A 22,738-nucleotide genomic window follows, 5' to 3' on the forward strand; every position below is an offset into this window, starting at 1 on the left:
TCCGCCGTGCTCCGCCCACCCTACTCCGGCGCCCGCCGGGGACGATAGGATCGAGACCATGCCAAGCAGCGCCACCGCACCCGTCGGGACCCTTGCCCCCGGCGTCCTCTCCCCCGAACGACTCGTCCCTCCGGGCATCGCCCGCCCCGAGTACGTGGGCCGGCCCGCGCCGGCGAAGTTCGAGGGCTCCGACGTCCCCTCCGCCGAGACGACCGAGCGGATCCGCGCCGCATCCCGGCTGGCCGCGCAGGCGCTCGAGCTCGTGGGCGCCGCCGTCGTCCCCGGCGTCACGACCGACGAGCTGGACCGGATCGGCCACGGTTTCCTCGTGGACCACGGCGCCTACCCCTCGACGCTCGGCTACCGGGGCTTCCCCAAGTCGCTGTGCGCGTCCATCAACGAGGTCATCTGCCACGGCATCCCGGATTCGACGGTCGTCCAGGACGGGGACATCGTCAACATCGACATCACCGCCTACCTCGGCGGCGTGCACGGCGACACGAACGCGACCTTCCTCGCCGGTGACGTCGACGAGGAGTCCCGCCTGCTCGTCGAACGCACCCGGGAGTCGCTGCGCCGCGCGATACGCTCGGTCATGCCGGGCCGCGAGTTCAACGTGATCGGCCGGACGATCTCCGCCTACGCCAAGCGCTTCGGCTACGGCGTGGTGCGGGACTTCACCGGCCACGGCGTCGGCGAGGCCTTCCACACGGGGCTCATCATCCCCCACTACGACGCCGCCCCGGGCTACAGCCGCCTGATCGAGCCGGGCATGGTCTTCACGATCGAGCCGATGCTGACCCTCGGCACCATCGAGTGGGACATGTGGGACGACGGCTGGACGGCCGTGACCCGCGACCGCAAGCGCACCGCGCAGTTCGAACACACGCTCCTGGTGACCGATTCCGGCGCCGAGATCCTGACCCTTCCCTAGAAAGGACACCATGGCCAAGGACAAGGAATCCTCCGGCAAGCGCAAGCACCGCGAGGCGATCGGCATCGACATCGGCGGCACCGGGATCAAGGGCGGGATCGTCGACCTGAAGAAGGGCAAGCTCGTCGGGTCCCGCTTCCGGATCGACACGCCGAAGCCGGCCACGCCGGAGGCCGTCGCCGTCGTCGTGGGGCAGATCGTCGAGGAGCTGTCCTCGCGCGAGGGCGCCCCCGCAGGGGACGTCCCCGTCGGCGTGACCTTTCCGGCGATCATCCACCACGGCGTGGCCCTGTCGGCGGCCAACGTGGACGAATCCTGGATCGGCACGGACGTCGACGCCCTCCTCACCGAGCAGCTCGGGCGCCCCGTGCAGGTCATGAACGACGCCGATGCGGCCGGGCTCGCGGAGGCCCGGTACGGCGCGGGGAAGGGCGTGGACGGGACCGTCCTGGCGATCACGCTCGGCACCGGGATCGGCGGCGCCCTGGTCCACGACGGCGTGCTCGTGCCGAACTTCGAGCTCGGGCACCTCGAGATCGACGGCTACGACGCCGAGTCGCGCGCCTCGGCCGCGGCCCGGGAGCGGGAGGAGCTGTCGTGGGAGGACTACGCGCAGCGCCTTCAGCGCTACTTCTCCCACGTGGAGTTCCTCTTCTCCCCCAACCTGTTCATCGTCGGCGGCGGCATCTCCAAGCGCAGCGAGGACTTCCTGCCGCTGCTGGACCTACGCACGCCGATCGTGCCGGCGGATCTGAAGAACAACGCGGGAATCGTCGGCGGCGCGCTGCAGGCCGCCATCCACTTCGGCTTCGCCTCGTAGCCGGGCTTCGTGGCCGGAAGTGGTGCCGGTGGCGGCTTCGGCTTCCCCTCCGTAGCCGCCACCGGAGCCCTGGCCGCCGCGGGTCCTGGTCCGCGGCGGTGGTCCCGTGATCAGTCGGCCGTGAGCGGCCGCTGCCTCCCCTGCGGGGTGGAATCCGCCTCGCGGCGGAGCTTGGTGATCGCCGATTCGAAGTCCTCGAGCGAGTCGAACGCCTGGTAGACGCTCGCGAAGCGCAGGTAGGCGACCTGGTCCAGCTTCTGCAGCGGGCCCAGGATCGCGAGCCCGACCTCGTGGGCGTCGATCTCCGCCGTCCCGGACGCGCGGACCGATTCCTCGACCTCTTGCGCGAGGAGGGCCAGGTCGTCGTCGGTGACGGGCCGGCCCTGGCAGGCCTTCCGCACGCCGTTGACGACCTTGGAGCGGCTGAACGGCTCGGCGACGCCGGAGCGCTTGATGACGCTCAGGCTCGTGGTCTCGACGGTCGTGAAGCGTCGTCCGCACTCCCCGCACTGCCGGCGGCGCCGGATCGACGAGCCGTCGTCGGCCAGACGGGAGTCCACGACGCGCGAATCCGAATGGCGGCAGAACGGACAATGCATCCGGCCCATCCTTCCGGTCGTGTTCGTCGGGGCTACCGCATCAGCATAGGACTACATGTGGGTAAATGACAAGCATGTAACTACCACATGTAGTGGTTTGTGACGCCTAGGCCGTCCGCTCGGCGCGCCGCGAGGGCGTGCGCTCCGGGGCCGTGCGCTCCAGGACCGCGTCGCCGTGCGCCGGCAGGTCCTCCGCGGCGGAGAGCGCGACGACGTGCTCCCCCACCGCGGCGAGCGCCTCGCGGGAATAGTCGATCACCTGCACGGCCTTGAGGAAGACGGTCGTGTTCAGGCCGGAGGCGAACGCAGCCGTCCCGCTCGTGGGCAGCACGTGGTTGGAGCCGGCCGCGTAGTCCCCGAGGCTCACGGGGCTGTAGGGGCCGACGAACACCGCGCCCGCGGCCGTGATCCGCCCGGCCACCGCGGCGGCGTCGCGCGTCTGGATCTCCAGGTGCTCCGCCCCGTAGACGTTGCAGAAGCGGACGCCCTCCTCGAGCGAATCGACGAGCACGACGGCGGACTGCGGGCCGGACAGGGCCGTCGCGACGCGTCCGGCGTGGCGCGTCGCCGGGACCTGGCGGTCGAGCTCGACCCGCACCGCCTCCGCGAGCGGCGCCGAGTCGGTGACGAGGACGGCCGCCGCCTGCGGATCGTGCTCGGCCTGGCTGACCATGTCGGCGGCGATGAACGCCGGATCGGCGGCATCGTCGGCGAGGATCGCGATCTCCGTCGGACCGGCCTCCGCGTCGATCCCGACGACGCCCTTGACGAGGCGCTTGGCGGTCGCCACGAAGACGTTGCCCGGCCCCGTGACGACGTCGACGGGCTCGATCGGATCCCCTCCGGAGGCGGCGTCGATGCCGTAGGCGAAGGCCGCGACGGCCTGGGCGCCGCCGACCGCGTGGACCTCGGTGATGCCGAGGAGCGCGGCCGCCGCGAGGATCGTCGGGTGCGGCAGGCCCCCGTGCTCCTTCTGCGGCGGGGAGGCCAGTGCGATCGAGCCGACGCCGGCCGCCTGCGCGGGGACGACGTTCATGACGACCGAGCTCGGGTAGACCGCGAGGCCGCCGGGGACGTAGAGTCCCACGCGCCGCACGGGGACCCACCGCTGGGACACGGTGGCCCCACCGCCGAAGTCGACGCGCGCGTCCGCGGGGCGCTGCGCCGTGGCGAAGTCCCGCGCGCGCCGGACCGCTTCCTCCAGGCCCGCCCGGACCGTGGGGTCGAGCCCGTCCAGGGCCGCGGCCAACGCCCCGGCCGGCACGCGCGTGCCCGATTGCCGGACGCCGTCGAAGCGCTCGGCAAGCTCGTGCAGGGCCGCCGCGCCCTCGGCCCGCACCCGCTCGATGATGCCGGCGACGGCCTCGGAGGCGCCGTCGAAGCCGCCCTCGGGCCGCGGCATCGCAGCCTTGAGCCCGGCATGGTCCAGCCCGGCACCGGCCGGGCCGCGCAGGTCGATCGTGCGCAGCGTCGAGGAGTCGTAGCGGGGGGTGTCCGTTGCCTGGGAAGTCACCCCACCAGCTTACGACGACGGCGCGCGGCGGGCCCCGGCGTCGTCCGCCGGATCCGTCACACTAGCGACGCCGTGGATCAGACGTCGAGGCAGGCCGGACCCAGGAGCACCTTGAGGTCACCGAAGAGGGCGGGGTTGGGGTTGACGTGGAACTCCGGGCCGAGGCGCATCAGCTGGATGCTGTGCGTTCCCGCGAGCTTGACCCGGACCTCCGTGTTGCCCGAGTGCGTCCGCAGCACGTCGCCCAGGGCGCTCACCGTCTCCTCGGTGGCCTTGTGCGTCGGCAGGCTGATCACCACGGGACCGGCGAGGCCGTCCTCGCTGATCTCCGGGATCGTCATCTCCTGCGCCGAGAGCGTCACCGAGCCGTCGTCTCGCCGCTGCACGCGGCCCTTGACCACGACGATGAGGTCCTCGGCGAGCACCGAGGCGATCGGCCCGTAGGCCTGGCCGAAGAACATGACCTCCATCGAGCCGGACAGGTCCTCGATCTCGCAGCGCGCGTAGGGATTGCCGCTGTTCTTGGCGATCCTGCGCTGCAGCGACGTGATCATGCCCGCGATCTTCACCGAGTGCCCGTCGGCCGGCCCCTCCTCGGAGACCACCTGGTTCACGGGCAGGTCCGCGTGCTGCTCCAGGATGCCGCCGAGGCCCAGCAGCGGGTGGTCGGAGACGTAGAGGCCCAGCATGTCGCGCTCGAAGGAGAGCCGGTCTTTCTTCTCCCACTCGGGCAGGTCCGGGATGTCCACCGTCAGGCCAGCGCCGGCCGACGGATCGTCGAGCCCGCTGAAGAGGTCGAACTGGTTGGCCGCCTCGTTGCGCTTGAGGACGATCACGGAGTCCACGGCCTCCTCGTGGATCATCGCGAGAGCGCGGCGCGGATGGCCCATGGAGTCGAAGGCCCCCGCCTTCACGAGGGACTCGATGGTCCGCTTGTTGCAGACCACGGCCGGGACCTTCTGCAGGAAGTCGGAGAAGGAGGTGTACTTCCCCTTCTCCTCGCGCGCCTGGACCATCGCGTTGACCACGTTGGCGCCCACGTTGCGGACGGCGCCCATGCCGAAGCGGATGTCGTTTCCGACCGGGGTGAAGTTCAACGCGGACTCGTTCACGTCCGGCGGCAGCACCGTGATGCCCATGCGGCGGCACTCGTTGAGGTACATCGCCGACTTGTCCTTGTCGTCGCCGACCGAGGTCAACAGGGCGGCCATGTACTCCGCCGGATAGTGCGCCTTGAGGTAGGCCGTCCAGTAGGAGACCAGGCCGTACGCCGCGGAGTGGGCCTTGTTGAAGGCGTAGTCGGAGAACGGCAGCAGGATGTCCCACAGGGACTTGATGGCCGCCTCCGAGAAGCCGTTGGCGACCATGCCGCCGTGGAAGCCCTCGTACTGCTTGTCCAGCTCCGACTTCTTCTTCTTGCCCATCGCGCGGCGCAGGATGTCCGCCTGGCCGAGCGTGAAGCCGGCGACCTTCTGCGCGATCGCCATGACCTGCTCCTGGTACACGATCAGGCCGTGCGTCGTGTCCAGGATCTCCCGCAGCGGCTCCTCGAGCTCCGCGTGGATCGGCGTGACCTCCTGCAGGCCGTTCTTGCGCAGCGCGTAGTTGGTGTGCGAGTTCGCGCCCATCGGACCTGGACGGTAGAGCGCGATGACGGCCGAGATGTCCTCGAAGTTGTCGGGGCGCATGAGCTTGAGCAGCGAACGCATGGGGCCGCCATCGAGCTGGAAGACGCCGAGCGTGTCGCCTCGCGCGAGCAGCTTGTACGACTCGGCGTCGTCGATGTCCAGGGTCTCCAGGTCCAGCACCGTGCCGCGGTTGGCCGTGACGTTCTCGAGCGCGTCGGAGATGATTGTCAGGTTCCGCAGCCCCAGGAAGTCCATCTTGATCAGCCCGAGGCCCTCGCAGGTCGGGTAGTCGAACTGCGTGATGACCTGGCCGTCCTGGATGCGGCGCATGATGGGGATGACGTCGATGATGGGATCCGAGCTCATGATGACGCCGGCGGCGTGGACGCCCCACTGGCGCTTGAGGCCCTCGAGCCCCTTGGCGGTCTCGAAGACGCGGGCGGCCTCTGGGTCGGTCGCGACGAGCTCGCGGAAGTCGGCGGCCTCGCCGTAGCGCTTGGCCTTCGGGTCCTCGATGTCGGCGAGCGGGATGTCCTTGGCCATGACGGCCGGGGGCAGGGCCTTGGTCAGCTGCTCGCCCATGCTGAACGGGTAGCCCAGCACGCGCGAGGAGTCCTTGAGGGCCTGCTTGGTCTTGATGGACCCGTACGTGACGATCATGGCGACGCGCTCGTCGCCGTACTTCTCGGTGACGTACTTGATCACCTCGGGGCGGCGGCGGTCGTCGAAGTCGACGTCGAAGTCGGGCATCGAGACGCGGTCCGGGTTCAGGAAGCGCTCGAAGATCAGGCCGTGCCGCAGCGGGTCCAGGTCGGTGATGCGCAGGGCGTAGGCCACCATCGAGCCGGCGCCCGAGCCGCGGCCGGGTCCCACGCGGATCCCGTTCTCCTTGGACCAGTTGATGAAGTCGGCCACGACGAGGAAGTATCCGGGGAAGCCCATCTTGATGATGATCTCGAGCTCGTAGTCGGCCTGCTTGCGGACGTCCTCGGGGATGCCGTCCGGGTAGCGGTAGTGGAGGCCCTGGTCGACCTCCTTCACAAGCCAGCTCGTCTCGTCCTCCCCCGGCGGGCAGGGGAACTTCGGCATGTAGTTCGCGTTCATGTCGAAGGAGACGTCGACGCGTTCGGCGATGAGCAGGGTGTTGTCGCAGGCCTCGGGCATCTCCTTGAACAGCTCGCGCATCTCCGCCGGGCTCTTCAGGTAGTAGCCGGAGCCCTGGAACGCGAAGCGCGAGCCGCCCTGGTCGTAGGTGGGCTCGTCGAGCGTGGAACCGGAGTTGATGGCGAGCAGCGCCTCGTGCGCCTTGGCGTCGTGCTCGTGCGTGTAGTGGAGGTCGTTCGTCGCCACGAGCGGGAGGCCGAGCTCGCGGGCGAGCCGCAGCAGGTCCTTCGTGACCCGGCGCTCGATGTCGAGGCCGTGGTCCATGAGCTCGCAGAAGTAGTTCTCCGCGCCGAAGATCTCCCGGAACTCCGCGGCGGCGGCCTTCGCCTCCTCGTACTGGCCGAGGCGGAGCTTGGTCTGGACCTCGCCGGAGGGACAGCCGGTCGTGGCGATGAGGCCCTCGGAGTAGGTGTTCAACAGGTCGCGGTCCCAGCGCGGGTACTTGCCGAACACGGAGTCGAGCGAGGCGATCGAGGACGCCCGGAAGAGGTTGTTCATCCCGGTGTTGTTGTAGCTCAACAACGTCATGTGGGTGTAGAGGCCGCCGCCGGAGACGTCGTCGCCCTTCTGGGACTCCTCGGAGCGCCACTTTACGCGGGTCTTGTCGTCGCGCGCGGTGCCCGGCGTGACGTAGGCCTCGACGCCGATGATCGGCTTGATGCCGGCCTGCGTGGCCTTGTTCCAGAAGTCGAAGGCGCCGAACAGGTAGCCGTGGTCCGTCGTCGCGAGGGCCGTCATCCCGAGCCGGTCGGTCTCCGCGAAGAGCTCCGGCAGGCGGGCCGCGCCGTCGAGCATCGAGTATTCGGTGTGCGTGTGAAGATGGACGAATCCGTCCCGGGGAGAGCTGGCCACCCGACAAGTCTAGTGCCCGGCCCGACGCTTCCCCGGGCCGTCCCGCCAGGCTGGCGCGCCGCCGTCGTCCGCGCCGCCGCGCGGCTAGCCGAGCCCGTGGCGCAGCAGCTCGAGGGCGTGTGAGAGGTCGGACGGGTAGCCGCTCGTGTATTCGACGCGCTCCCCCGTCACGGGGTGCGGGAAGGCCAGCCGGTGGGCGTGCAGCCACTGCCGGGTCAGCCCGAGGTCGGCGGCGAGCCGCGGGTCCGCGCCGTAGGTCTGGTCGCCCGCGCACGGATGGCGCAGGGCGGAGAAGTGCACCCGGATCTGGTGCGTCCTGCCCGTCTCGAGGTGCACCTCGACGAGCGATGCACGCCCGAAGGCCTCGATGACCTCGTAGTGGGTGACGGAGTCCCGCCCGTCCTCGAGGACGGCGAAGCGCCAGTCATGGCCGGGGTGGCGGCCGATCGGGGCGTCGATCGTCCCCTTGAGCGGGTCCGGCATGCCCTGGACGACGGCGTGGTAGACCTTCTCCGGCGTCCGGTCGCGGAAGGCCTGCTTGAGGGCCGTGTAGGCCCGCTCGCTCGTGGCGACGACCATCGCGCCGGACGTCCCGACGTCGAGCCGGTGCACGATTCCCTGGCGCTCCGCCGCGCCCGAGGTGCTGATCCGGTAGCCGGCGGCGGCGAGGGCCCCGACGACCGTGGGCCCGACCCACCCCGGAGAGGGGTGCGCGGCGACGCCGACGGGCTTGTCGATGACGACGTAGTCCGGGTCCTCGCCGAGGATCCTGAGCTCTTCCACGCGTTCCACCTTCACTTCCAGAGGGTCGGGGCGTTCGGGGACGACGACTTCGTAGGCCTCGCCGGCGGCGGCCTTGCGGGACTTGGCGACGGCCCGGCCGCCGAGGCTGACGTGCCCCTCGGCGCACCACTGGGCGGCGGCACTGCGGGAGACCCCGAGCGCCTCGGCCAGGACGGCGTCGACGCGCCGTCCCGCCTGTGCCTCCTGCACGACGACGACGGGCACGGCTAGGACTCCCCGCCCGTACCGCTCCCGGGCGCGCCGGTCCCGTCGCCGGCCTCCGCGGCATCGGCCTTCCGCCCGTCGAGGCCGATCCCCCGGAAGATCAGTACGCACACGACGATCATGGAGCAGACGACGAAGGAATCGGCAATGTTGAAGATCGCGAAGTTGGGAACGGCGATGAAGTCCACGACGTGGCCCATGCCGAACGACGGCTCGCGGAACAGCCGGTCCATGAGGTTGCCCGCGGCCCCGCCGAGGACGCCACCGAGGGCCGCGGCCCACACTACGGAGGAGACCTTTCGCAGCGGGAAGGCCAGGATGTAGACGACGACGGTCGCCTGGACGAGCGTGAAGACCCACGTCACGTCGGTTCCGATCGAGAACGCCGCCCCGGGATTGAGGATGTAGTGCCAGCTCAGCACGGGCGGGATGACGGGGATCGACTCGCCGAGCTCCATCGTGGACTGCACGAGCCACTTGGTGAACTGGTCGAGCGCCAGGGCACCGAGCGCCACGGCGAGGAGGATCAGGGCGTAACGGCGCGACCGGGCCGGGCCGGTGCCGTCCGCCGCGGTGGCGGCCGGTTCTGCATGCATGGGGTTCCCTCTTTAACGTGCCGTCGGCGGCCGGTTGGACCGGCCGCCGACGGCGTGGCAGATGGCGGGCACGGGCCCGTCGGACCGCCCTAGGCGTTGTCCGCGGTCTCCGGCGTGGCGACGGAGCCCTTGGCCTCGAGGTCGCGCAGCTGGCCCTCGATGTAGGTCTTCAGGCGGGCACGGTAGTCGCGCTCGAAGCCGCGCAGCTGCTCGACCTTGCGCTCGAGCACGGACTTCTGCTGCTCGAGGGCACTGAGGGTCTTGCGGCTCTTCTCCTCGGCCTCGTTGACGAGGCTGTTGGCCTCGATCTGGGCCTCGGCGATGATCTTGTCGCGCTGCTCGACGCCGGCGCCCACGTACTCGTCGTGGAGGCGCTGGGCCATGGCGAGCACGCTCGCCGCGGACTCGGCGGTGGCCGTGTGGGCCGGGGCGCCGGCGACCGGCGCGGCCGCGGCGACGACGGGTGCCGACTGGGTGGCCTCCTGCTCCTGCGGGGCCTCGGGGGCCTCCTCGGCCTCGACGGGCTCCTCCGCGGCCGGCTCGGCCTCGGCGGCCGGTGCGGCGGCGATGGGTGCCGGAACGGCCTCGGTGTTCTCCGAGCCGCCCTGGAGCTCGCTCACGCGGCGACGCAGTTCGTCGTTCTCCTGGTTCAGCCGGCGGAGCTCGACGACGATCTCGTCCAGGAAGTCGTCAACCTCGTCCTGGTCGTAGCCTTCGCGGAACTTGGTCGGCTGGAAGCGCTTGTTGACTACATCTTCTGGCGTGAGCGCCATCTGGTCACCTCGATACGTTGGTTCTGTCGCCCGGCCGCTGATGCGGCGCGGATACGCTAATCCCGTGTGGAGCCCGCCGTCCGGTCCTGCTCCGGCGCGCTTCTTGTGACAAGACTATAACGGTTTGATTGCCCAACACGAACCGGCCGGGCCGGGCCGGTGCGCCCCGGTCCGGACGCCGCCGCGGCGCTACGCCTAGCTGGCGAGCTGGGCCACGACGATCTTCGCGATGAAGACGGCGAAGTAGAGCAGGAGGAAGGCCAGGTCCAGCTGCATTCCCCCGAGGTTGACGGGCTTGACCTTGGAGCGGACCCAGGTCATGGGCGGATCGGTGATGCGGTACACGAAGCTCGCGACGATGAGGGCGAGCCCCGTGGGGCGCCAGGACCGGGCGAACATCTGGACGACGTCGAGCACGATCCTGGCCATGAGCATCACCTGGATCACCGTCAGGGCGATGTACACCAGGGCGAAGAGCAGTTCCACGGTGGTCCGTGCCCGCCTAGCTCTGGTTGAAGAAGGTGGCCTGGCCCTCGGAGGACTTCTTGTCCTCGCCGAGCACCTCCACCGTCGACGGGGAGAGCAGGAAGACCTTGTTGGTGACGCGTTCGATGCTGCCGTGCAGGCCGAACACGAGGCCCGCCGAGAAGTCGACGAGGCGCTTGGCGTCGCCCTCGCCCATGTCCGTCACGTTCATGATCACGGGAATGCCGTCCCGGAAGCTCTCGCCGATGATCTTGGCGTCGTTGTACGAGCGGGGGTGGACCGTGGTGATCTGCCGCAATGAAGAATCCTCGTCCCTGGAAGAAGGCGCGCGTTTGATGGGAGTGACGGGGGCCCGGTACTCGGTTTCGGGCTCCGGTGCAACGGCTGGACGCTGTTGCTGCTGGCGGTCGTCGCGGGACGGCTCGTCACGGCGCGCCTCGTCACGCGCCGGCGCGTCGTAGGCCTCGGCGTCGTACTGCTCGTCGCCGTCGGCGAGGCCGAGGTAGATCATCGTCTTGCGCAGGGCGCCAGCCATGGTCTGCTCCTTATGCTCGTGCGCGGCCCGGACGTCGTGTCCGCGCGGTTCTCCGCTAGTCCGACGCTACCGCACGGGCGGCCGGGGCCCGAGGACATCTGAGCCGACACGCAGGTGTGTCGCACCGGCCGCGACGGCGTGCTCCAGGTCCTGGCTCATGCCGGCCGAGACCATGTCCGCGCCGGGGTGGACGGCGGTCAGTTCGGCGGCGAGGACGCGGAGCCGCTCGAAGGCCGGCCGGGGGTCCCCGCCGAGCGGCGCGACGGCCATGAGGCCGCCCAGCCGCAGGCCATCGGCCGCGGCGATCGCGTCCGCGAGCGCCGGGACCTCGGATGGAAGGGCTCCCCCGCGGCCCGGGCCCGGCGAGCCCTCCCGGGCCCCGGCGTCGTCCGCGTCCCGGAGGTCCACCTGGACGAGCGCCGTGAGGTCGCCCCGCGCCCCGAGTCCCGCCTCGGCACGGCGCCCGGCCTCCCGGGCCATCGCGCGGGAGAGCGCGTCGACGAGTCCCGTCCGGTCCACGGAGTGCACGGCGTGCGCGTAGCGGACGACGGACTTGGCCTTGTTGGACTGGAGCTGCCCGATGAAGTGCCAGTCGAGGCCCAGCCCGTCGCACTCGAGCGCCTTGGCCGCGGCCTCCTGGTCCCGGTTCTCCCCCACGTCCGTCACGCCGAGCGCGGCCAGATGCCCCACGTCGGCGGCCGGGAAGAACTTCGTGACCACGATCAGGCGCGGTTCGTCGTCCCGGCCGGCCTCGCGGGCCGCGCGTTCGATCCTGGACCGGACGGCCCCCAGACGTTCGGCGAGCTCCCGGCGGCGTGCCTCGTCGTTCATGCGGCCACTCCTTGCTCCAGCCAGACCAGCCCGGCACAGCGGCCGGAGGAGGGGTCGCGACGGTGGGAGGGGTAGTCCCCGTCCTCGAGGGTGCAGATGCCGCTCTCGGTGACCTGGACCCCTGCGGCGGCGAGGATCCGGGCGGCGGCGGACGGCAGGTCCAGGCCCGTCGTCCCGCGCGAGGTCGCGCAGGAGATGCCGGGCGCCCCGCGTTCGGCCTCGGCGGCCATGTCCCCGGGGACCTCGTAGCAGGACCCGCACACGGCGGGGCCGATCCAGGCGGAGACGGACCCGGCGCCGGCCGCGCGGAGCCGGGCAAGGGTGTTCTGCAGGACGCCGCCGAGCAGGCCCTTGCGTCCGGCGTGGGCCACGGCGGTGGCCGCGGAGCCGTCGGGGCGTGCGCCGACGAACACCACGGGGACGCAATCGGCGGTCATGACCGCGAGCGGGACGGAGCCGTCCGCGCAGACGAGGGCGTCGGCGGTCGGCGCCGGATCCAGACGCGTCCCGGGAGGGACGTCCACCACCCGGGCGGAGTGGACCTGGTCCATGAACTGGAAGGCTCCGCCGGCGAGCCCCAGCGAGGCCGCAAGGCGCGCGCGGCGACCGTGGACGGCGGCGGGATCGTCGCCGACGTGCAGGGCGAGGTTCCCCTCGGCCAGGGACGTGAAGGCCACGCGGGCGGACCGGCCGCCGTGGGGCCCGTAGCTCAGCATCGGGAAGTCCTCGCAGGGTGTCGTCGGGCCGGCCGGAGGGGCACCGGCCGGCCCGTGGGCCGCGGGCAGAGGCCGCCCACGGTGGTTACTTCAGGAAGTCCGGGACGTCGAGGTCGTCGTGGGACGTGCCGCTGAGGTCCTGCTCGACGACGGCCGGCAGCTCCTCGTAGCGCGGCTGCTCCGGCGCCGGGGCCTCCGGAGCGGAGGGAGCCGACGTGGCGGCGGCCTGCTGTGCACCGGCCAGCGGCACGGTGCCCGGCACGGTGGCCGGAGCCAGCGGGACGGTTCCCGGGACCTTGGCCGGCAGCGGCTGGGCCTGCTGCTGCGGTGCGTGCGCCGGAGCGGAGGTGACGTCGACCTGGTCGAAGCCGGCGGCGATCACGGTCACGCGGGCCTCGTCGCCGAGGGCGTCGTCGATCACGGCGCCGAAGATGATGTTGGCCTCCGGGTGGGCGACCTCCTGCACCAGTCGAGCGGCCTCGTTGATCTCGAAGAGGCCGAGGTCCGATCCGCCCTGGATGGACAGCAGCACGCCGTGGGCGCCATCGATCGAGGCCTCGAGCAGCGGCGAGGCGATGGCGAGCTCGGCGGCCTTGACCGCGCGGTCCTCGCCGCGGGCCGAGCCGATGCCCATGAGGGCCGATCCGGCGCCCTGCATGACGGACTTCACGTCCGCGAAGTCGAGGTTGATCAGGCCGGGGGTCGTGATGAGGTCCGTGATGCCCTGGACGCCGGACAGCAGCACCTGGTCGGCGGACCGGAAGGCATCGAGTACGGAGACGTTGCGGTCGCTGATGGACAGCAGGCGGTCGTTCGGGATGACGATCAGCGTGTCGACCTCGTCGCGCAGCGCGTCGATGCCCGCCTCGGCCGAGTTGGCGCGGCGGCGGCCCTCGAAGGTGAACGGACGGGTGACCACGCCGATGGTCAGCGCGCCGAGGGAACGGGCGATGCGGGCCACGACGGGCGCGCCGCCGGTGCCCGTGCCGCCGCCCTCGCCGGCGGTGACGAAGACCATGTCGGCTCCGCGCAGGACCTCCTCGATCTCCTCGGCGTGGTCCTCGGCGGCCTGACGGCCCACCTCGGGGTTCGCGCCGGCGCCGAGGCCGCGGGTGAGCTCGCGGCCGACGTCGAGCTTGACGTCGGCGTCGCTCATGAGCAGTGCCTGCGCGTCCGTGTTGATGGCGATGAATTCGACACCGCGGAGGCCGACCTCGATCATGCGGTTGACGGCGTTGACGCCGCCACCGCCGATGCCGACGACCTTGATGACGGCGAGGTAGTTCTGTGGAGCTGCCACGTCCTGATTCCCTTGTTCGATGTGCTGCTGATCTAGGAAGCTTCAACCGGACCAACCCTAACCTTCAGCTTGAGGGTTATAGTTATGTCAAGTAGGTGCTACTGAGACGCTATGGTCTGCCCGGTCCCCATGCAACGACATCGGCCGCGTGTCGCTTCATTGGCCGCGGCCGAGGCCCTCCGGCCCCGTGGACCGGGTCCCGTCAGCGCGTCACGGGATGGTCGGGGCTGCTGACGTCGATGACCTTGGCCTCGTCCTGGCCCTCGGGCGTTCCGGCCGCCAGGAGCGCCGCGAGGACCTGACCCTTCTGCGCGCCGTCCTCGTCGTTGCCCCACACCACCGTCTGCCCGCTCGCGAGCCGCAGCTCGACGGAGTCGATGGTCCTGGCACCCGCGCTCTCGAGCTGCGTCAGTACGTCGGCCGGCACGGCGGCCAGGGCGCGCGTCACGGTGTCGAACACCTCGGGGGCCTCGTCCGGCGAGACCCCGGAGATCAGGGGCAGCTCGGCGGCGTCGCGCTTCGCGACGCTCGCGAGCCGTCGGCCGCCCTCCCCCACGAGGTCGAAGCGCTTGCCCGCGGCGACGAGCGCGACGGGCTGGTACTCGATGATCTCGACCTTCAAGGTCGAGGGGGCCTCCGCCTGGACCACGACGTCCTCGACCGCCGGCTGCCCGGCGAGCAGTTCCCGGACGGTCGACGGCGAGACGCGCGGCAGCGGCGTTCCCTCGAGGGGCGCGAGCGCCTCCTGCAGCGCGGTCGTGTCCGCGAGATCGTTGCCCCGCACCTCGATCGACGTGATGGCGAGCAGGGGCGAGAACAGCAGGACGACGACGAGGGCGGCGAGCGCCGCGAGGACGCCGCCTGCCCACCACAGCACGCGCCGCCGCGTCCGCCGCCCGGGCGGCTCCGGGAGGGACAGGACGTCGGGATCGGGCAGGGTGGACACGTTCACACCGGACCCCGCAGGGCGTCGAGGATGCGCGGGCCGGCCTCCGTGACGTCCCCCGCGCCGATGGTCATCACGAGGTCGCCGGGGCGCGCGGCCTCCGCGAGCCGGCGCGGGGCGTCTCCGGCGCTGGCCGCTCCGCCGTCGGTGTTGAGGGCGTCGACGACGAGCCGGCTCGTCACGCCGGGGATCGGCTCCTCGCGCGCGGGGTAGATGTCCAGCACGAGCGCCGTGTCCGCGAGCGAGAGGGCGTCGGCGAAGTCGCGCCAGAACTCCCGGGTGCGGGAGAAGAGGTGCGGCTGGAACAGGACGTGCACGCGCCCGTCCCCGGCGACGCTCCGGGCGGCGCGCAGCGCGGCGAGGACCTCGGTGGGGTGGTGCGCGTAGTCGTCGTAGACCTTGACCCCGGCGGCCTCGCCGCGGAACTCGAAGCGGCGGGCCGCGCCGCTGAACGCGGCCAGGCCGCGGGCGGCCTGTTCCGGCTCGAGCCCGCTGTCGAGCCCGACGGCGAAAGCGGCAGCGGCATTGAGCAGGTTGTGGTCACCCGGGACGGCGAGGTCGATCCCGCAGGACTCGCCGCTGCCCCACTCGAGGAGGCACGCGTAGCGCAGCCCCTGCGCGCCGGCACCGGTGATGCGCCGGTCGGCGTTCTCGCTGAAGCCGTAGGTCTGCACCCGCAGGTCCGGGCGCTCGCGCCGCATGCGCGTGGCCAGGGCCAGGGAGCCGGGGTCATCGGCGCAGCAGATGAGCAGTCCGTCCTCCGGGAGCAGGGAGGCGAAGCGGTGGAAGCTCGCGTGGACCGCCTCGGCCGTGCCGTAGTGGTCGAGGTGGTCGGCCTCGACGTTCGTGACGACGACGACGTCCGGGCGGTAGTTCAGGAAGGAGGCGTCGGACTCGTCCGCCTCGGCGACGAAGATCCGGCCCCCGCCCAGTTCGGCGTTGACCCCGAGCCCGGCGACGTTGGCCCCGATCGCGAACGACGGCGAGAGGCCGGCCTCGCGCAGCATGACGGCGGTGAGGGAGGTCGTCGTGGTCTTGCCGTGGGTCCCCGCGACGGCCACGACGTGGTGCCCGGCCATGGTCGCGGCGAGGCCCTCGGAGCGGTGCAGGATGCGCAGTCCGCGGCGCCGGGCCTCGTCGTATTCCGGATTGCCGTCCTTGATGACCGAGGAGGCCACGACGGTGTCGGCGTCACCGAGGTTCTCCGCGGCGTAGCCGACGTGGGTGCGGGCGCCGAGCGCGGCGAGCTCGCCCAGGACCGGCAGGTCCTTCGCATCGGTGCCGGAGACGCGGACTCCGCGGGCGAGCATCAGCCGGGCGACGGCGGATACGCCGACGCCTCCGATGCCGAGGAAGTGGACAGCCCCGAGCTCGCCGGGGTCCTGGTTCTGCTGCATGCCTCTAGCTTCCCACGCGCGGGCGCCGCGCACCGATCACCTCGAGCACGATCCGGGCCATGGCGCCTGCCGCGTCGCGACGGCCCAGCGCGGAAGCCGCGGCCGCCATCGACTCCCGTCGGGCGCTGTCCGCCACGAGCGCGGGGACCTCCCGCAGGAACCACTCGGGCGTGAATCCCGCGTCGTCGACGACGATTGCCCCGCCGGCCCGCTCGAGCGGCGCCGCGTTGAGCCGCTGCTCGCCGTTGCCGATCGGCAGCGGGACGAGGACGGAGGGCAGCCCGACGGCGGCGAGCTCGCACACGGTGCCCGCCCCGGACCGGGCCACGATGAGGTCCGCCGCGGCGTAAGCGGACTGCATGCCGTCGACGTACTCGACCTGGTGGTACCCGGGCGCGGCGAGGGCCCCGCCGTCGTCCCCCGCCAGTTGCTTGCCGCGGCCCGTGATGTGCAGGATCTGCAGCCCCCCGCCGGCGAGCCGGGGGACGACGGCCTGGAGGGTGCGGTTGATGGAGGCGGCCCCGGAGGAGCCCCCCGTGACCACGAGCGTCGGGACGTCGGGGCGCAGGCCGAAGCCCTCGCGGGCCTCGGCGGCCTCCGCCGCCCGGTCCAGCCGGGCGATCTCGGCCCGCATGGGCATGCCGACGAGCTCGGCCCGGGGCAGCCCGGTGCCCTCGAACGCCGTCGCGACCCGCGCCGCGAACCTGGCTCCGACGCGGTTGGCGAGGCCGGCGCGGGCGTTCGCCTCGTGGATCACCACGGGAATGCCGCGCCGCCGCGCGGCGAGGTAGACGGGAGTGCAGACGTAGCCGCCGACGCCGACCACGGCGTCCGCCGCGGCCTCGTCGAGGATCCGGCCCGCCGCCTTGACGGCCCGGGTGAAGCGCAGCGGGAGGCGGAAGAGGTCGGCGTTGGGCCGGCGCGGCATGGGCACGCGGTCGATCCTCTCGAGCCGGTACCCGGCCGCGGGGACCAGCCGGGTCTCCATCCCGGAAGCGGTTCCGACGGCGGTGATCCGCGCGTCCGGAGCCGCCTCGCGGACGGCGTCGGCGATGGCCAGGAGGGGCGAGACGTGGCCCGCGGTGCCGCCGCCGGCCAGGACCACGGAGGGTCCCGGGGCGGAGGGCTCAGCGGTGCCGTGGCCGGGGGTTCCGGAGCTCATGCGGTGTGTGCTTCCTGTGGGTCGGTTCCGTCGGCGGCGGCCTCCCGCTCGGCCTTGGCCTGGGCGCGGGCGAAGGACAGGACGACGCCGACCGCCACGAGCGACAGGGTCAGCGCGGTGCCGCCGTAGGAGATGAACGGGAGGGGGATGCCGATCACCGGGAGCAGCCCCGTGACCATGCCGATGTTGACGAACGCCTGGCCGAGCAGCCAGGCCATGATGCCGCCCGTGGCGACGCGGACGAACACGTCGCCGCTGCGTACGGCCACGCGGTACATCGCCACGGCGAGCAGCGCGAAGAGGACGACGATGACGAGGACGCCCACGAGTCCGAGCTCCTCGCCGATGACGGCGACGATGAAGTCGTTCTGCGCCTCGGGGATGTAGTTCCACTTCTGCCGCGACTGTCCGAGGCCGACGCCCCACCAGCCTCCGGAGGCGAGCGCGTAGATGCCCTGCGTGGGCTGGTAGCAGGCGGCATTGGACTCGCAGTCGATGTTCAGCCACGCGTTGATGCGTCCGAGCCGGTTGCCGGAGAACAGCAGGAGGGCCAGCGCGCCGGCCCCGCCGAGGGCCGCCGCGATGCCGAAGAGTCGCAGCCGGACCCCGGCGAGGAAGAGCGTGGCCATGAGGATCAGCCCCAGCACGAGCGCGGTGCCCATGTCCCGACCGTAGAGCACGAGACCGATGACGGCGGCCCCGCCCGGGAAGACGATGGGGATGATCGCGTGGGAGGTCTGCAGGACGGCGCTGCCCTTGACCGCGAGGATCTGGGCCGCCCAGATCGCGAGCGCCAGCTTGGCGGCCTCGGAGGGCTGGCCCTGGAACGAACCGATGACGATCCAGTTGGTGTTGCCGCCGACGGTCTTCCCGAGCGGGGTGAAGGCGACGGCCGCGAGCAGCAGCAGGGCCGTGAAGAGTCCCGGCCAGGCGAGCTTGCGCAGGAACCGCACGGGCAGGCGGGACATGCCGAACATCATGGCCAGGCCCGCGAGGGCGAACAGGCCCTGGCGCACGAACAGGCCGTAGGAGGACGACGCCCTGGAGATGGCCTCGACCGAGGAGGAGGAGAGGACCATCAGCAGCCCGATCAGGGTCAGTGCGACGGCGCTGCCGAGGATCATGTAGTAGCTGGACTGGCTCGTGCCACCCTCCCCGTCGAGCAGTCCCCAGAGCCTGGCGGCGCCGCGTCCGGGCGGCGTGCCGCCGGCGACGGGGCCGGCCGGCTCCGTCCGGCGGTCCGCGGCGGCCGGGGCGCCGACCGGGCGTGCAGGGGAGCGGCCGGCAGCCGCTCCCCGCGCCCCCGCGGTCCGCACGCGCGGCTTGCGCCCTGCGCTGCCGCGCCGCTGGGAGGAGGGGGCTGTCACGGGTGCTCCTTCGGGGGGTCTAGCTGGGGGTCTGCTCCATCACGTTCCGGACCGCGTCGATGAACGCGTTGCCGCGGTGGGCGTAGGAGGCGAACTGGTCCATCGACGCCGCGGCGGGCGCCATGAGGACCGTGTCGCCGGGCCGGGCCACGTCCGCGGCGGCGGCGACGGCCTCCGCCATCACCGTCCAACCGCGGGCCTCGCCCGCCTCGGTGGCTGTTTCGCTTCCAGTCTCGCGCACGCCCGGCCCGATCACGGGCACGTCGGGCGCGTGTCGCCGCAATGCCGCCCGCAGTCCCGCGGTGTCGGTGCCGATCAGCACGACGGCCCGCAGACGGGAGGCATGCGCCTCGACCAGCTCCTCGTACTCCACGCCCTTCGAGAGGCCGCCGGCGATCCACACGACGTGCTCGAACGCGCCGAGCGAGGCGGCCGCGGCGTGGGGGTTGGTGGCCTTGGAGTCGTTGACCCAGAGGATGTCGTCCCGGCGGGCGACGGCCTGGATGCGGTGCGCCCCCGGGTCGAAGCCGCGCAGCCCGTCGCGGACCGCGACGGGCTCGACGCCGTAGGCGCGGACGAGGGCCGCGGCCGCGAGCGCGTTGGCGGCCGTGTGCCGGGGCACGACCTCGCCGAGGTCGGTCAGCGCGGCGAGCTCGGCCGCGCTCGTCGTCCGGTCCTCGACGTAGGCGCGGTCCACGAGGAGGCCGTCGACGACGCCGAGCATGCTCAGCCCGGGGACGTTCGTCGTGAACCCGATCGCCCGGCAGCCTTCGACGACGTCGGCCTCCTCGACCATCCGCTCCGTCTCCCGCTGCTCCGCGTTGTAGACCGCGGCGACTCGGGTGCGCTCGTAGATGCGGGCCTTCGCCGCGAGGTAATCGGCGTACGAGCCGTGCCAGTCCACGTGGTCCTCGGCGACGTTGAGCACGACGGAGGCGAGCGGGGAGATGCTGTGGGTGTGGTGCAGCTGGAAGCTGGACAGCTCGACGGCCAGGACGTCGAAGCCCTCGGGATCGCGGATCGCGTCGAGGATCGGCGTGCCTACGTTGCCCACGGCCACGGCCCGGAGCCCGGCTGCGGCGAGGATCGAGGCCGTCATGCCGACCGTCGTCGTCTTGCCGTTGGTCCCCGTGACGACGAGCCACTCGGCCGTCCTGCGCCCGGCCCGCTCGCGGACGCGCCACGCGAGCTCGACGTCCCCCCACACCGGGATCCCGCGCTCGGCGGCGTCCGCGAGCACGGGGTGGCGCGGGTTCCATCCCGGCGAGGCGACGACGAGCTCGGCGGCCTGCCCGTCCACCTCGGGTAGCCGGTCCTGGTGCTCGGTCCCGAGCAGGACGGCGGCGGCCCCGACGATCTCCAGGGTGTCGGCCCGGGAGCGGTTCTCTGCCGTGTCCGAGCCGTCGACGACGACGACGCGCGCGCCGAGCTCGATGAGGGTGTCCGCGGCGGAGAAGCCGGACAGCCCGAGTCCCGCGACAACGACGCGCAGGCCCGCCCAGTCGGCATCCCACGAGGTCAACTGATCCAGGGATACGTGCGTCACAGGCCCACGACCCATTCGGCGTAGAAGATGCCGAGGCCCGCGGCGACGAAGAGTCCGGCGAGGATCCAGAAGCGGACGACGACGGTGACCTCGGCCCAGCCCTTGAGCTCGAAGTGGTGCTGCAGCGGCGCCATGAGGAAGACGCGCTTGCCGCCGCTGAGCTTGAAGTATCCGACCTGGATGATGACGGAGAGGGTGATGAGGACGAAGAGGCCGGCCAGGACCACGAGCAGCAGCTCGGTGCGGGAGAGGATCGCGAACGCCGCGATCGCTCCGCCGATGGCGAGGGAGCCGGTGTCGCCCATGAAGATCTGGGCCGGTGAGGTGTTCCACCAGAGGAAGCCCACGAGCGCGCCGCTGAGGATGGCTCCGAGGAGCGCGAGGTCCATGGGGTCCCGGACCTCGTAGCAGACGGAGCCGATCGAGCGGGAGGAGCCGCAGGCCTGGTTGTACTGCCAGATGCCCATGAGGGTGTAGGCGCCGAAGACCATGATCGCCGCCCCGGTCGCGAGCCCGTCGAGGCCGTCCGTCACGTTGACGCCGTTCGTGGCGGCCGTGACGATCAGGTTGGACCAGACGATGAAGAGCAGCACGCCGGCGACGGGTCCGGCGAAGGCCAGGTCCAGCGGGGTGTCGCGGATGAAGGAGATCTGGGTCGACGCCGGCGTGAGCCCCTTCGCGTTGGGGAAGCCGAGCGCGAGGAGCGCGAATCCGACGCCGACGGCGGCCTGCAGGACGATCTTCTGCCACGCACGCAGGCCGAGGCTGCGCTGCTTGGAGATCTTGATGAAGTCGTCGAGGAAGCCCACGAGCCCCATGCCCACCATGAGGAAGAGCAGGATCAGACCGCTCGCCGTCGGCCCCGTGGCGTGTTCGCTGAACAGCTGGAGGATCCCGTGGGTGCCGAAGTAGGCGATCACGACGCCGGCGACGATCATCGCCCCGCCCATGGTCGGCGTGCCGCGCTTGGTGTGGTGCGAGGTGGGCCCGTCGTCGCGGACGAACTGCCCGTACCGGCGGCGGACGAGGAGCTTGATGAAGAGCGGGGTCCCGAAGAAGGTGATGACCAGGGCCGTGGTGGCCCCCATGAGCAGCGCGATCATCGGGCGGCCTCCTCCCCGGCGGCGGACGCGCCGGAATGCGCCCATGCTATCCGATCACCGAGGAATCGAAGCCCGGCTCCATTGGACGATTTGAACAAGACGATGTCTCCCGGTTTCAGTTGCCCGTTCAGCAGTTCCTCGGCCGCCTCGACGTCCTCGACGAAGAAGGCCTCGTCCCCCCAGCTGCCCTCCAGGACGGCCGAGTTGTGGGCGGCCTTGGCGCCGACGCCGACGACGACGAGCTTCTTGATGTTCAGCCGGACGGCGAGCCGTCCGAGCAGGTCGTGCTCGTGCACGGAGTCGGCGCCCAGTTCGAGCATCTCCCCCAGCACGGCCCAGGTCCGCCGCGCGGTTCCCGAGGCGTCGGGCAGGCCGAGTTCGGCGAGCGTGCGCAACGCCGCGCGCATCGATTCGGGGTTGGCGTTGTAGGCGTCGTTGATCACCGTGACGCCGTCGGGACGTTCGGTCCGCTCCATGCGCCAGCGGCTCGCGGGACCCAGGCCGTCGAGGACCGAGGCGGTCGTGGCGGGGTCGACGCCGAGCGCCGTGGCCGCCGCCGCGGCGGCGAGGACGTTGTGCACGTGGTGGCGTCCGATCAGGCCGCTGCGCACCGGATACGCGCCGCCGTCGGGGAAGGCGAGCGTGAAGGAGGGGTGCCCATCGGGGCCGACCTCGACGCCGCGGGCAGAGACGGCCCCCTCCGGTGCGTCGATGCCGAAGCCGAGGACGCGGGCACCGGTCCTGCCGGCCATCGCCGCGGTCCGCGGATCGTCGAGGTTCAGGATCGCCGTGCCGTCGGCCGGAAGGGCCTCGACGAGCTCGCCCTTGGTGCGGGCGATGTTCTCCACGCCGCCGAACTCGCCGGCGTGCGCGGTCCCGACGCAGAGCACGACGCCGGCCTCGGGCTCCGTCATGCGGGCCAGGTAGTCGATGTGCCCGAGCCCGGTGGCCCCCATTTCGACGACGAGGTAGCGCGTGGCGTGGTCGGCGCGGAAGACGGTCAGCGGCACGCCGACCTCGCCGTTGTACGAACCAACCGGGGCGACCGTCGGCCCCTGCGTGGAGAGCACGGCGGCGAGCAGGTCCTTGGTCGTGGTCTTGCCGGCGGAACCGGTGATGCCGACGACGCGCAGCCCTCCCGGGCGCAGGACGGAGACGACGTGGGCGGCGAGGGCGCCCATCGCCAGGACGGCGTCGTCGACGATCACGGCCGGGTGGACCGCGCCGTCCTCGGCGTACGTCTCGCGCTCGGCGAGCGTCAGCACGGCGCCGCGCTCGATCGCGGCCGGGACGAAGTGGTGGCCGTCGGAGGTCTCCCCCGGCTTGGCGACGAAGAGCCAGCCCGTGCTGCACTCCCTCGAGTCCGTGGCGACGCCGAGGACGGCGGTGTCGGGGCGGGCCGTGGACGTGGCCCGCCCGCCCGTGATGGCGGTGATGTCGGCTGTGCTGAGTTCAATCATGG

20 protein-coding genes are annotated in these 22,738 nt (G+C 71.8%); 2 read left to right on the top strand and 18 right to left on the bottom strand.

Annotated features, from left to right (window positions below; genetic code table 11):
- Positions 1-58: 58 nt before the first annotated feature.
- Both map and ppgK read left to right on the top strand, forming a co-directional pair.
- Positions 59-934: a type I methionyl aminopeptidase gene (map, locus tag AC0QR5_RS06880; protein ID WP_329860200.1), complete on the top strand. Its 876-nt coding sequence runs from the start codon at positions 59-61 to the stop codon at positions 932-934.
- A gap of 10 nt (positions 935-944) precedes the next feature.
- Positions 945-1,754 carry a polyphosphate--glucose phosphotransferase gene (gene ppgK, locus AC0QR5_RS06885; protein WP_329860201.1) on the top strand — a complete coding sequence of 270 codons (810 nt, stop codon included), beginning with the start codon at positions 945-947 and terminating at the stop codon, positions 1,752-1,754.
- Between the two features lie 110 nt (positions 1,755-1,864).
- Here ppgK and nrdR read toward each other — a convergent pair whose 3' ends face one another.
- From nrdR to AC0QR5_RS06975, 18 genes are all read right to left on the bottom strand, one after another.
- Positions 1,865-2,353 (bottom strand): transcriptional regulator NrdR, encoded by a 489-nt coding sequence (gene nrdR, locus AC0QR5_RS06890; protein ID WP_329860202.1) that lies wholly within the window; start codon positions 2,351-2,353, stop codon positions 1,865-1,867.
- A gap of 106 nt (positions 2,354-2,459) precedes the next feature.
- The gene (gene hisD, locus AC0QR5_RS06895; RefSeq protein ID WP_329860203.1) at positions 2,460-3,866 is read right to left on the bottom strand and encodes a histidinol dehydrogenase; all 1,407 of its coding nucleotides are present in this window, start codon (positions 3,864-3,866) and stop codon (positions 2,460-2,462) included.
- Positions 3,867-3,943: 77 nt separating this feature from the next.
- The gene (dnaE, locus tag AC0QR5_RS06900) at positions 3,944-7,453 is read right to left on the bottom strand and encodes a DNA polymerase III subunit alpha (protein WP_475372517.1); all 3,510 of its coding nucleotides are present in this window, start codon (positions 7,451-7,453) and stop codon (positions 3,944-3,946) included.
- 141 nt (positions 7,454-7,594) lie between these two features.
- Positions 7,595-8,518 carry an RluA family pseudouridine synthase gene (locus AC0QR5_RS06905; protein WP_329860206.1) on the bottom strand — a complete coding sequence of 308 codons (924 nt, stop codon included), beginning with the start codon at positions 8,516-8,518 and terminating at the stop codon, positions 7,595-7,597.
- 2 nt (positions 8,519-8,520) lie between these two features.
- Entirely contained in the window at positions 8,521-9,114 is a 594-nt protein-coding gene (lspA, locus tag AC0QR5_RS06910) for a signal peptidase II (protein WP_329860207.1), read from the bottom strand.
- An 89-nt stretch (positions 9,115-9,203) separates the two neighbouring features.
- Positions 9,204-9,887: a DivIVA domain-containing protein gene (locus AC0QR5_RS06915; RefSeq protein WP_329860210.1), complete on the bottom strand. Its 684-nt coding sequence runs from the start codon at positions 9,885-9,887 to the stop codon at positions 9,204-9,206.
- 195 nt (positions 9,888-10,082) lie between these two features.
- Complete coding sequence (locus tag AC0QR5_RS06920; RefSeq protein ID WP_329860211.1) at positions 10,083-10,373, bottom strand: YggT family protein; 291 nt, start codon at positions 10,371-10,373, stop codon at positions 10,083-10,085.
- Between the two features lie 16 nt (positions 10,374-10,389).
- Positions 10,390-10,908: a cell division protein SepF gene (locus tag AC0QR5_RS06925; RefSeq protein WP_329860213.1), complete on the bottom strand. Its 519-nt coding sequence runs from the start codon at positions 10,906-10,908 to the stop codon at positions 10,390-10,392.
- Positions 10,909-10,974: 66 nt separating this feature from the next.
- The gene (locus tag AC0QR5_RS06930) at positions 10,975-11,739 is read right to left on the bottom strand and encodes a YggS family pyridoxal phosphate enzyme (RefSeq protein ID WP_329860215.1); all 765 of its coding nucleotides are present in this window, start codon (positions 11,737-11,739) and stop codon (positions 10,975-10,977) included.
- Positions 11,736-12,455: a purine nucleoside phosphorylase YfiH/LACC1 family protein gene (locus tag AC0QR5_RS06935; RefSeq protein ID WP_329860217.1), complete on the bottom strand. Its 720-nt coding sequence runs from the start codon at positions 12,453-12,455 to the stop codon at positions 11,736-11,738. Before AC0QR5_RS06935 ends, AC0QR5_RS06930 begins: the two co-directional genes overlap by 4 nt.
- Before the next feature lie 85 nt (positions 12,456-12,540).
- On the bottom strand, positions 12,541-13,755 hold the full coding sequence (ftsZ, locus tag AC0QR5_RS06940; RefSeq protein ID WP_329860218.1) for a cell division protein FtsZ: 1,215 nt from the start codon (positions 13,753-13,755) through the stop codon (positions 12,541-12,543).
- Between the two features lie 202 nt (positions 13,756-13,957).
- Positions 13,958-14,701: a cell division protein FtsQ/DivIB gene (locus AC0QR5_RS06945; protein WP_329860219.1), complete on the bottom strand. Its 744-nt coding sequence runs from the start codon at positions 14,699-14,701 to the stop codon at positions 13,958-13,960.
- Between the two features lie 2 nt (positions 14,702-14,703).
- Positions 14,704-16,098: a UDP-N-acetylmuramate--L-alanine ligase gene (gene murC / locus AC0QR5_RS06950; RefSeq protein ID WP_329860220.1), complete on the bottom strand. Its 1,395-nt coding sequence runs from the start codon at positions 16,096-16,098 to the stop codon at positions 14,704-14,706.
- Positions 16,099-16,102: 4 nt separating this feature from the next.
- On the bottom strand, positions 16,103-17,260 hold the full coding sequence (gene murG, locus AC0QR5_RS06955; protein WP_329860222.1) for an undecaprenyldiphospho-muramoylpentapeptide beta-N-acetylglucosaminyltransferase: 1,158 nt from the start codon (positions 17,258-17,260) through the stop codon (positions 16,103-16,105).
- Complete coding sequence (ftsW, locus tag AC0QR5_RS06960; RefSeq protein ID WP_329860223.1) at positions 17,257-18,627, bottom strand: putative lipid II flippase FtsW; 1,371 nt, start codon at positions 18,625-18,627, stop codon at positions 17,257-17,259. The genes murG and ftsW overlap by 4 nt, the downstream gene beginning before the upstream one ends.
- Positions 18,628-18,646: 19 nt before the next feature.
- Positions 18,647-20,188, bottom strand: coding sequence for a UDP-N-acetylmuramoyl-L-alanine--D-glutamate ligase (gene murD, locus AC0QR5_RS06965; RefSeq protein WP_329860224.1), 1,542 nt, complete (start codon positions 20,186-20,188; stop codon positions 18,647-18,649).
- Positions 20,170-21,276 (bottom strand): phospho-N-acetylmuramoyl-pentapeptide-transferase, encoded by a 1,107-nt coding sequence (gene mraY / locus AC0QR5_RS06970; protein ID WP_329860225.1) that lies wholly within the window; start codon positions 21,274-21,276, stop codon positions 20,170-20,172. The genes murD and mraY overlap by 19 nt, the downstream gene beginning before the upstream one ends.
- The gene (locus tag AC0QR5_RS06975; protein WP_329860226.1) at positions 21,273-22,736 is read right to left on the bottom strand and encodes a UDP-N-acetylmuramoyl-tripeptide--D-alanyl-D-alanine ligase; all 1,464 of its coding nucleotides are present in this window, start codon (positions 22,734-22,736) and stop codon (positions 21,273-21,275) included. The genes mraY and AC0QR5_RS06975 overlap by 4 nt, the downstream gene beginning before the upstream one ends.
- Between the last annotated feature and the right edge of the window lie 2 nt (positions 22,737-22,738).

This window comes from Arthrobacter sp. J156 (assembly GCF_056172865.1).

Excerpts from the sequence above, each read along its gene's own strand:
- map (WP_329860200.1), top strand. The coding sequence starts at position 59 with ATGCCAAGCAGCGCCACCGCACCCGTCGGGACCCTTGCCCCCGGCGTC.
- ppgK (WP_329860201.1), top strand. The coding sequence starts at position 945 with ATGGCCAAGGACAAGGAATCCTCCGGCAAGCGCAAGCACCGCGAGGCG.
- nrdR (WP_329860202.1), bottom strand. The coding sequence starts at position 2,353 with ATGCATTGTCCGTTCTGCCGCCATTCGGATTCGCGCGTCGTGGACTCC.
- dnaE (WP_475372517.1), bottom strand. The coding sequence starts at position 7,453 with ATGCTCGACGGCGCGGCCCGCCTGCCGGAGCTCTTCGCGGAGACCGAC.
- lspA (WP_329860207.1), bottom strand. The coding sequence starts at position 9,114 with ATGCATGCAGAACCGGCCGCCACCGCGGCGGACGGCACCGGCCCGGCC.
- AC0QR5_RS06915 (WP_329860210.1), bottom strand. The coding sequence starts at position 9,887 with ATGGCGCTCACGCCAGAAGATGTAGTCAACAAGCGCTTCCAGCCGACC.
- AC0QR5_RS06925 (WP_329860213.1), bottom strand. The coding sequence starts at position 10,908 with ATGGCTGGCGCCCTGCGCAAGACGATGATCTACCTCGGCCTCGCCGAC.
- AC0QR5_RS06930 (WP_329860215.1), bottom strand. The coding sequence starts at position 11,739 with ATGAACGACGAGGCACGCCGCCGGGAGCTCGCCGAACGTCTGGGGGCC.
- AC0QR5_RS06935 (WP_329860217.1), bottom strand. The coding sequence starts at position 12,455 with ATGCTGAGCTACGGGCCCCACGGCGGCCGGTCCGCCCGCGTGGCCTTC.
- murC (WP_329860220.1), bottom strand. The coding sequence starts at position 16,098 with ATGCAGCAGAACCAGGACCCCGGCGAGCTCGGGGCTGTCCACTTCCTC.
- murG (WP_329860222.1), bottom strand. The coding sequence starts at position 17,260 with ATGAGCTCCGGAACCCCCGGCCACGGCACCGCTGAGCCCTCCGCCCCG.
- murD (WP_329860224.1), bottom strand. The coding sequence starts at position 20,188 with ATGGGTCGTGGGCCTGTGACGCACGTATCCCTGGATCAGTTGACCTCG.
- mraY (WP_329860225.1), bottom strand. The coding sequence starts at position 21,276 with ATGATCGCGCTGCTCATGGGGGCCACCACGGCCCTGGTCATCACCTTC.
- AC0QR5_RS06975 (WP_329860226.1), bottom strand. The coding sequence starts at position 22,736 with ATGATTGAACTCAGCACAGCCGACATCACCGCCATCACGGGCGGGCGG.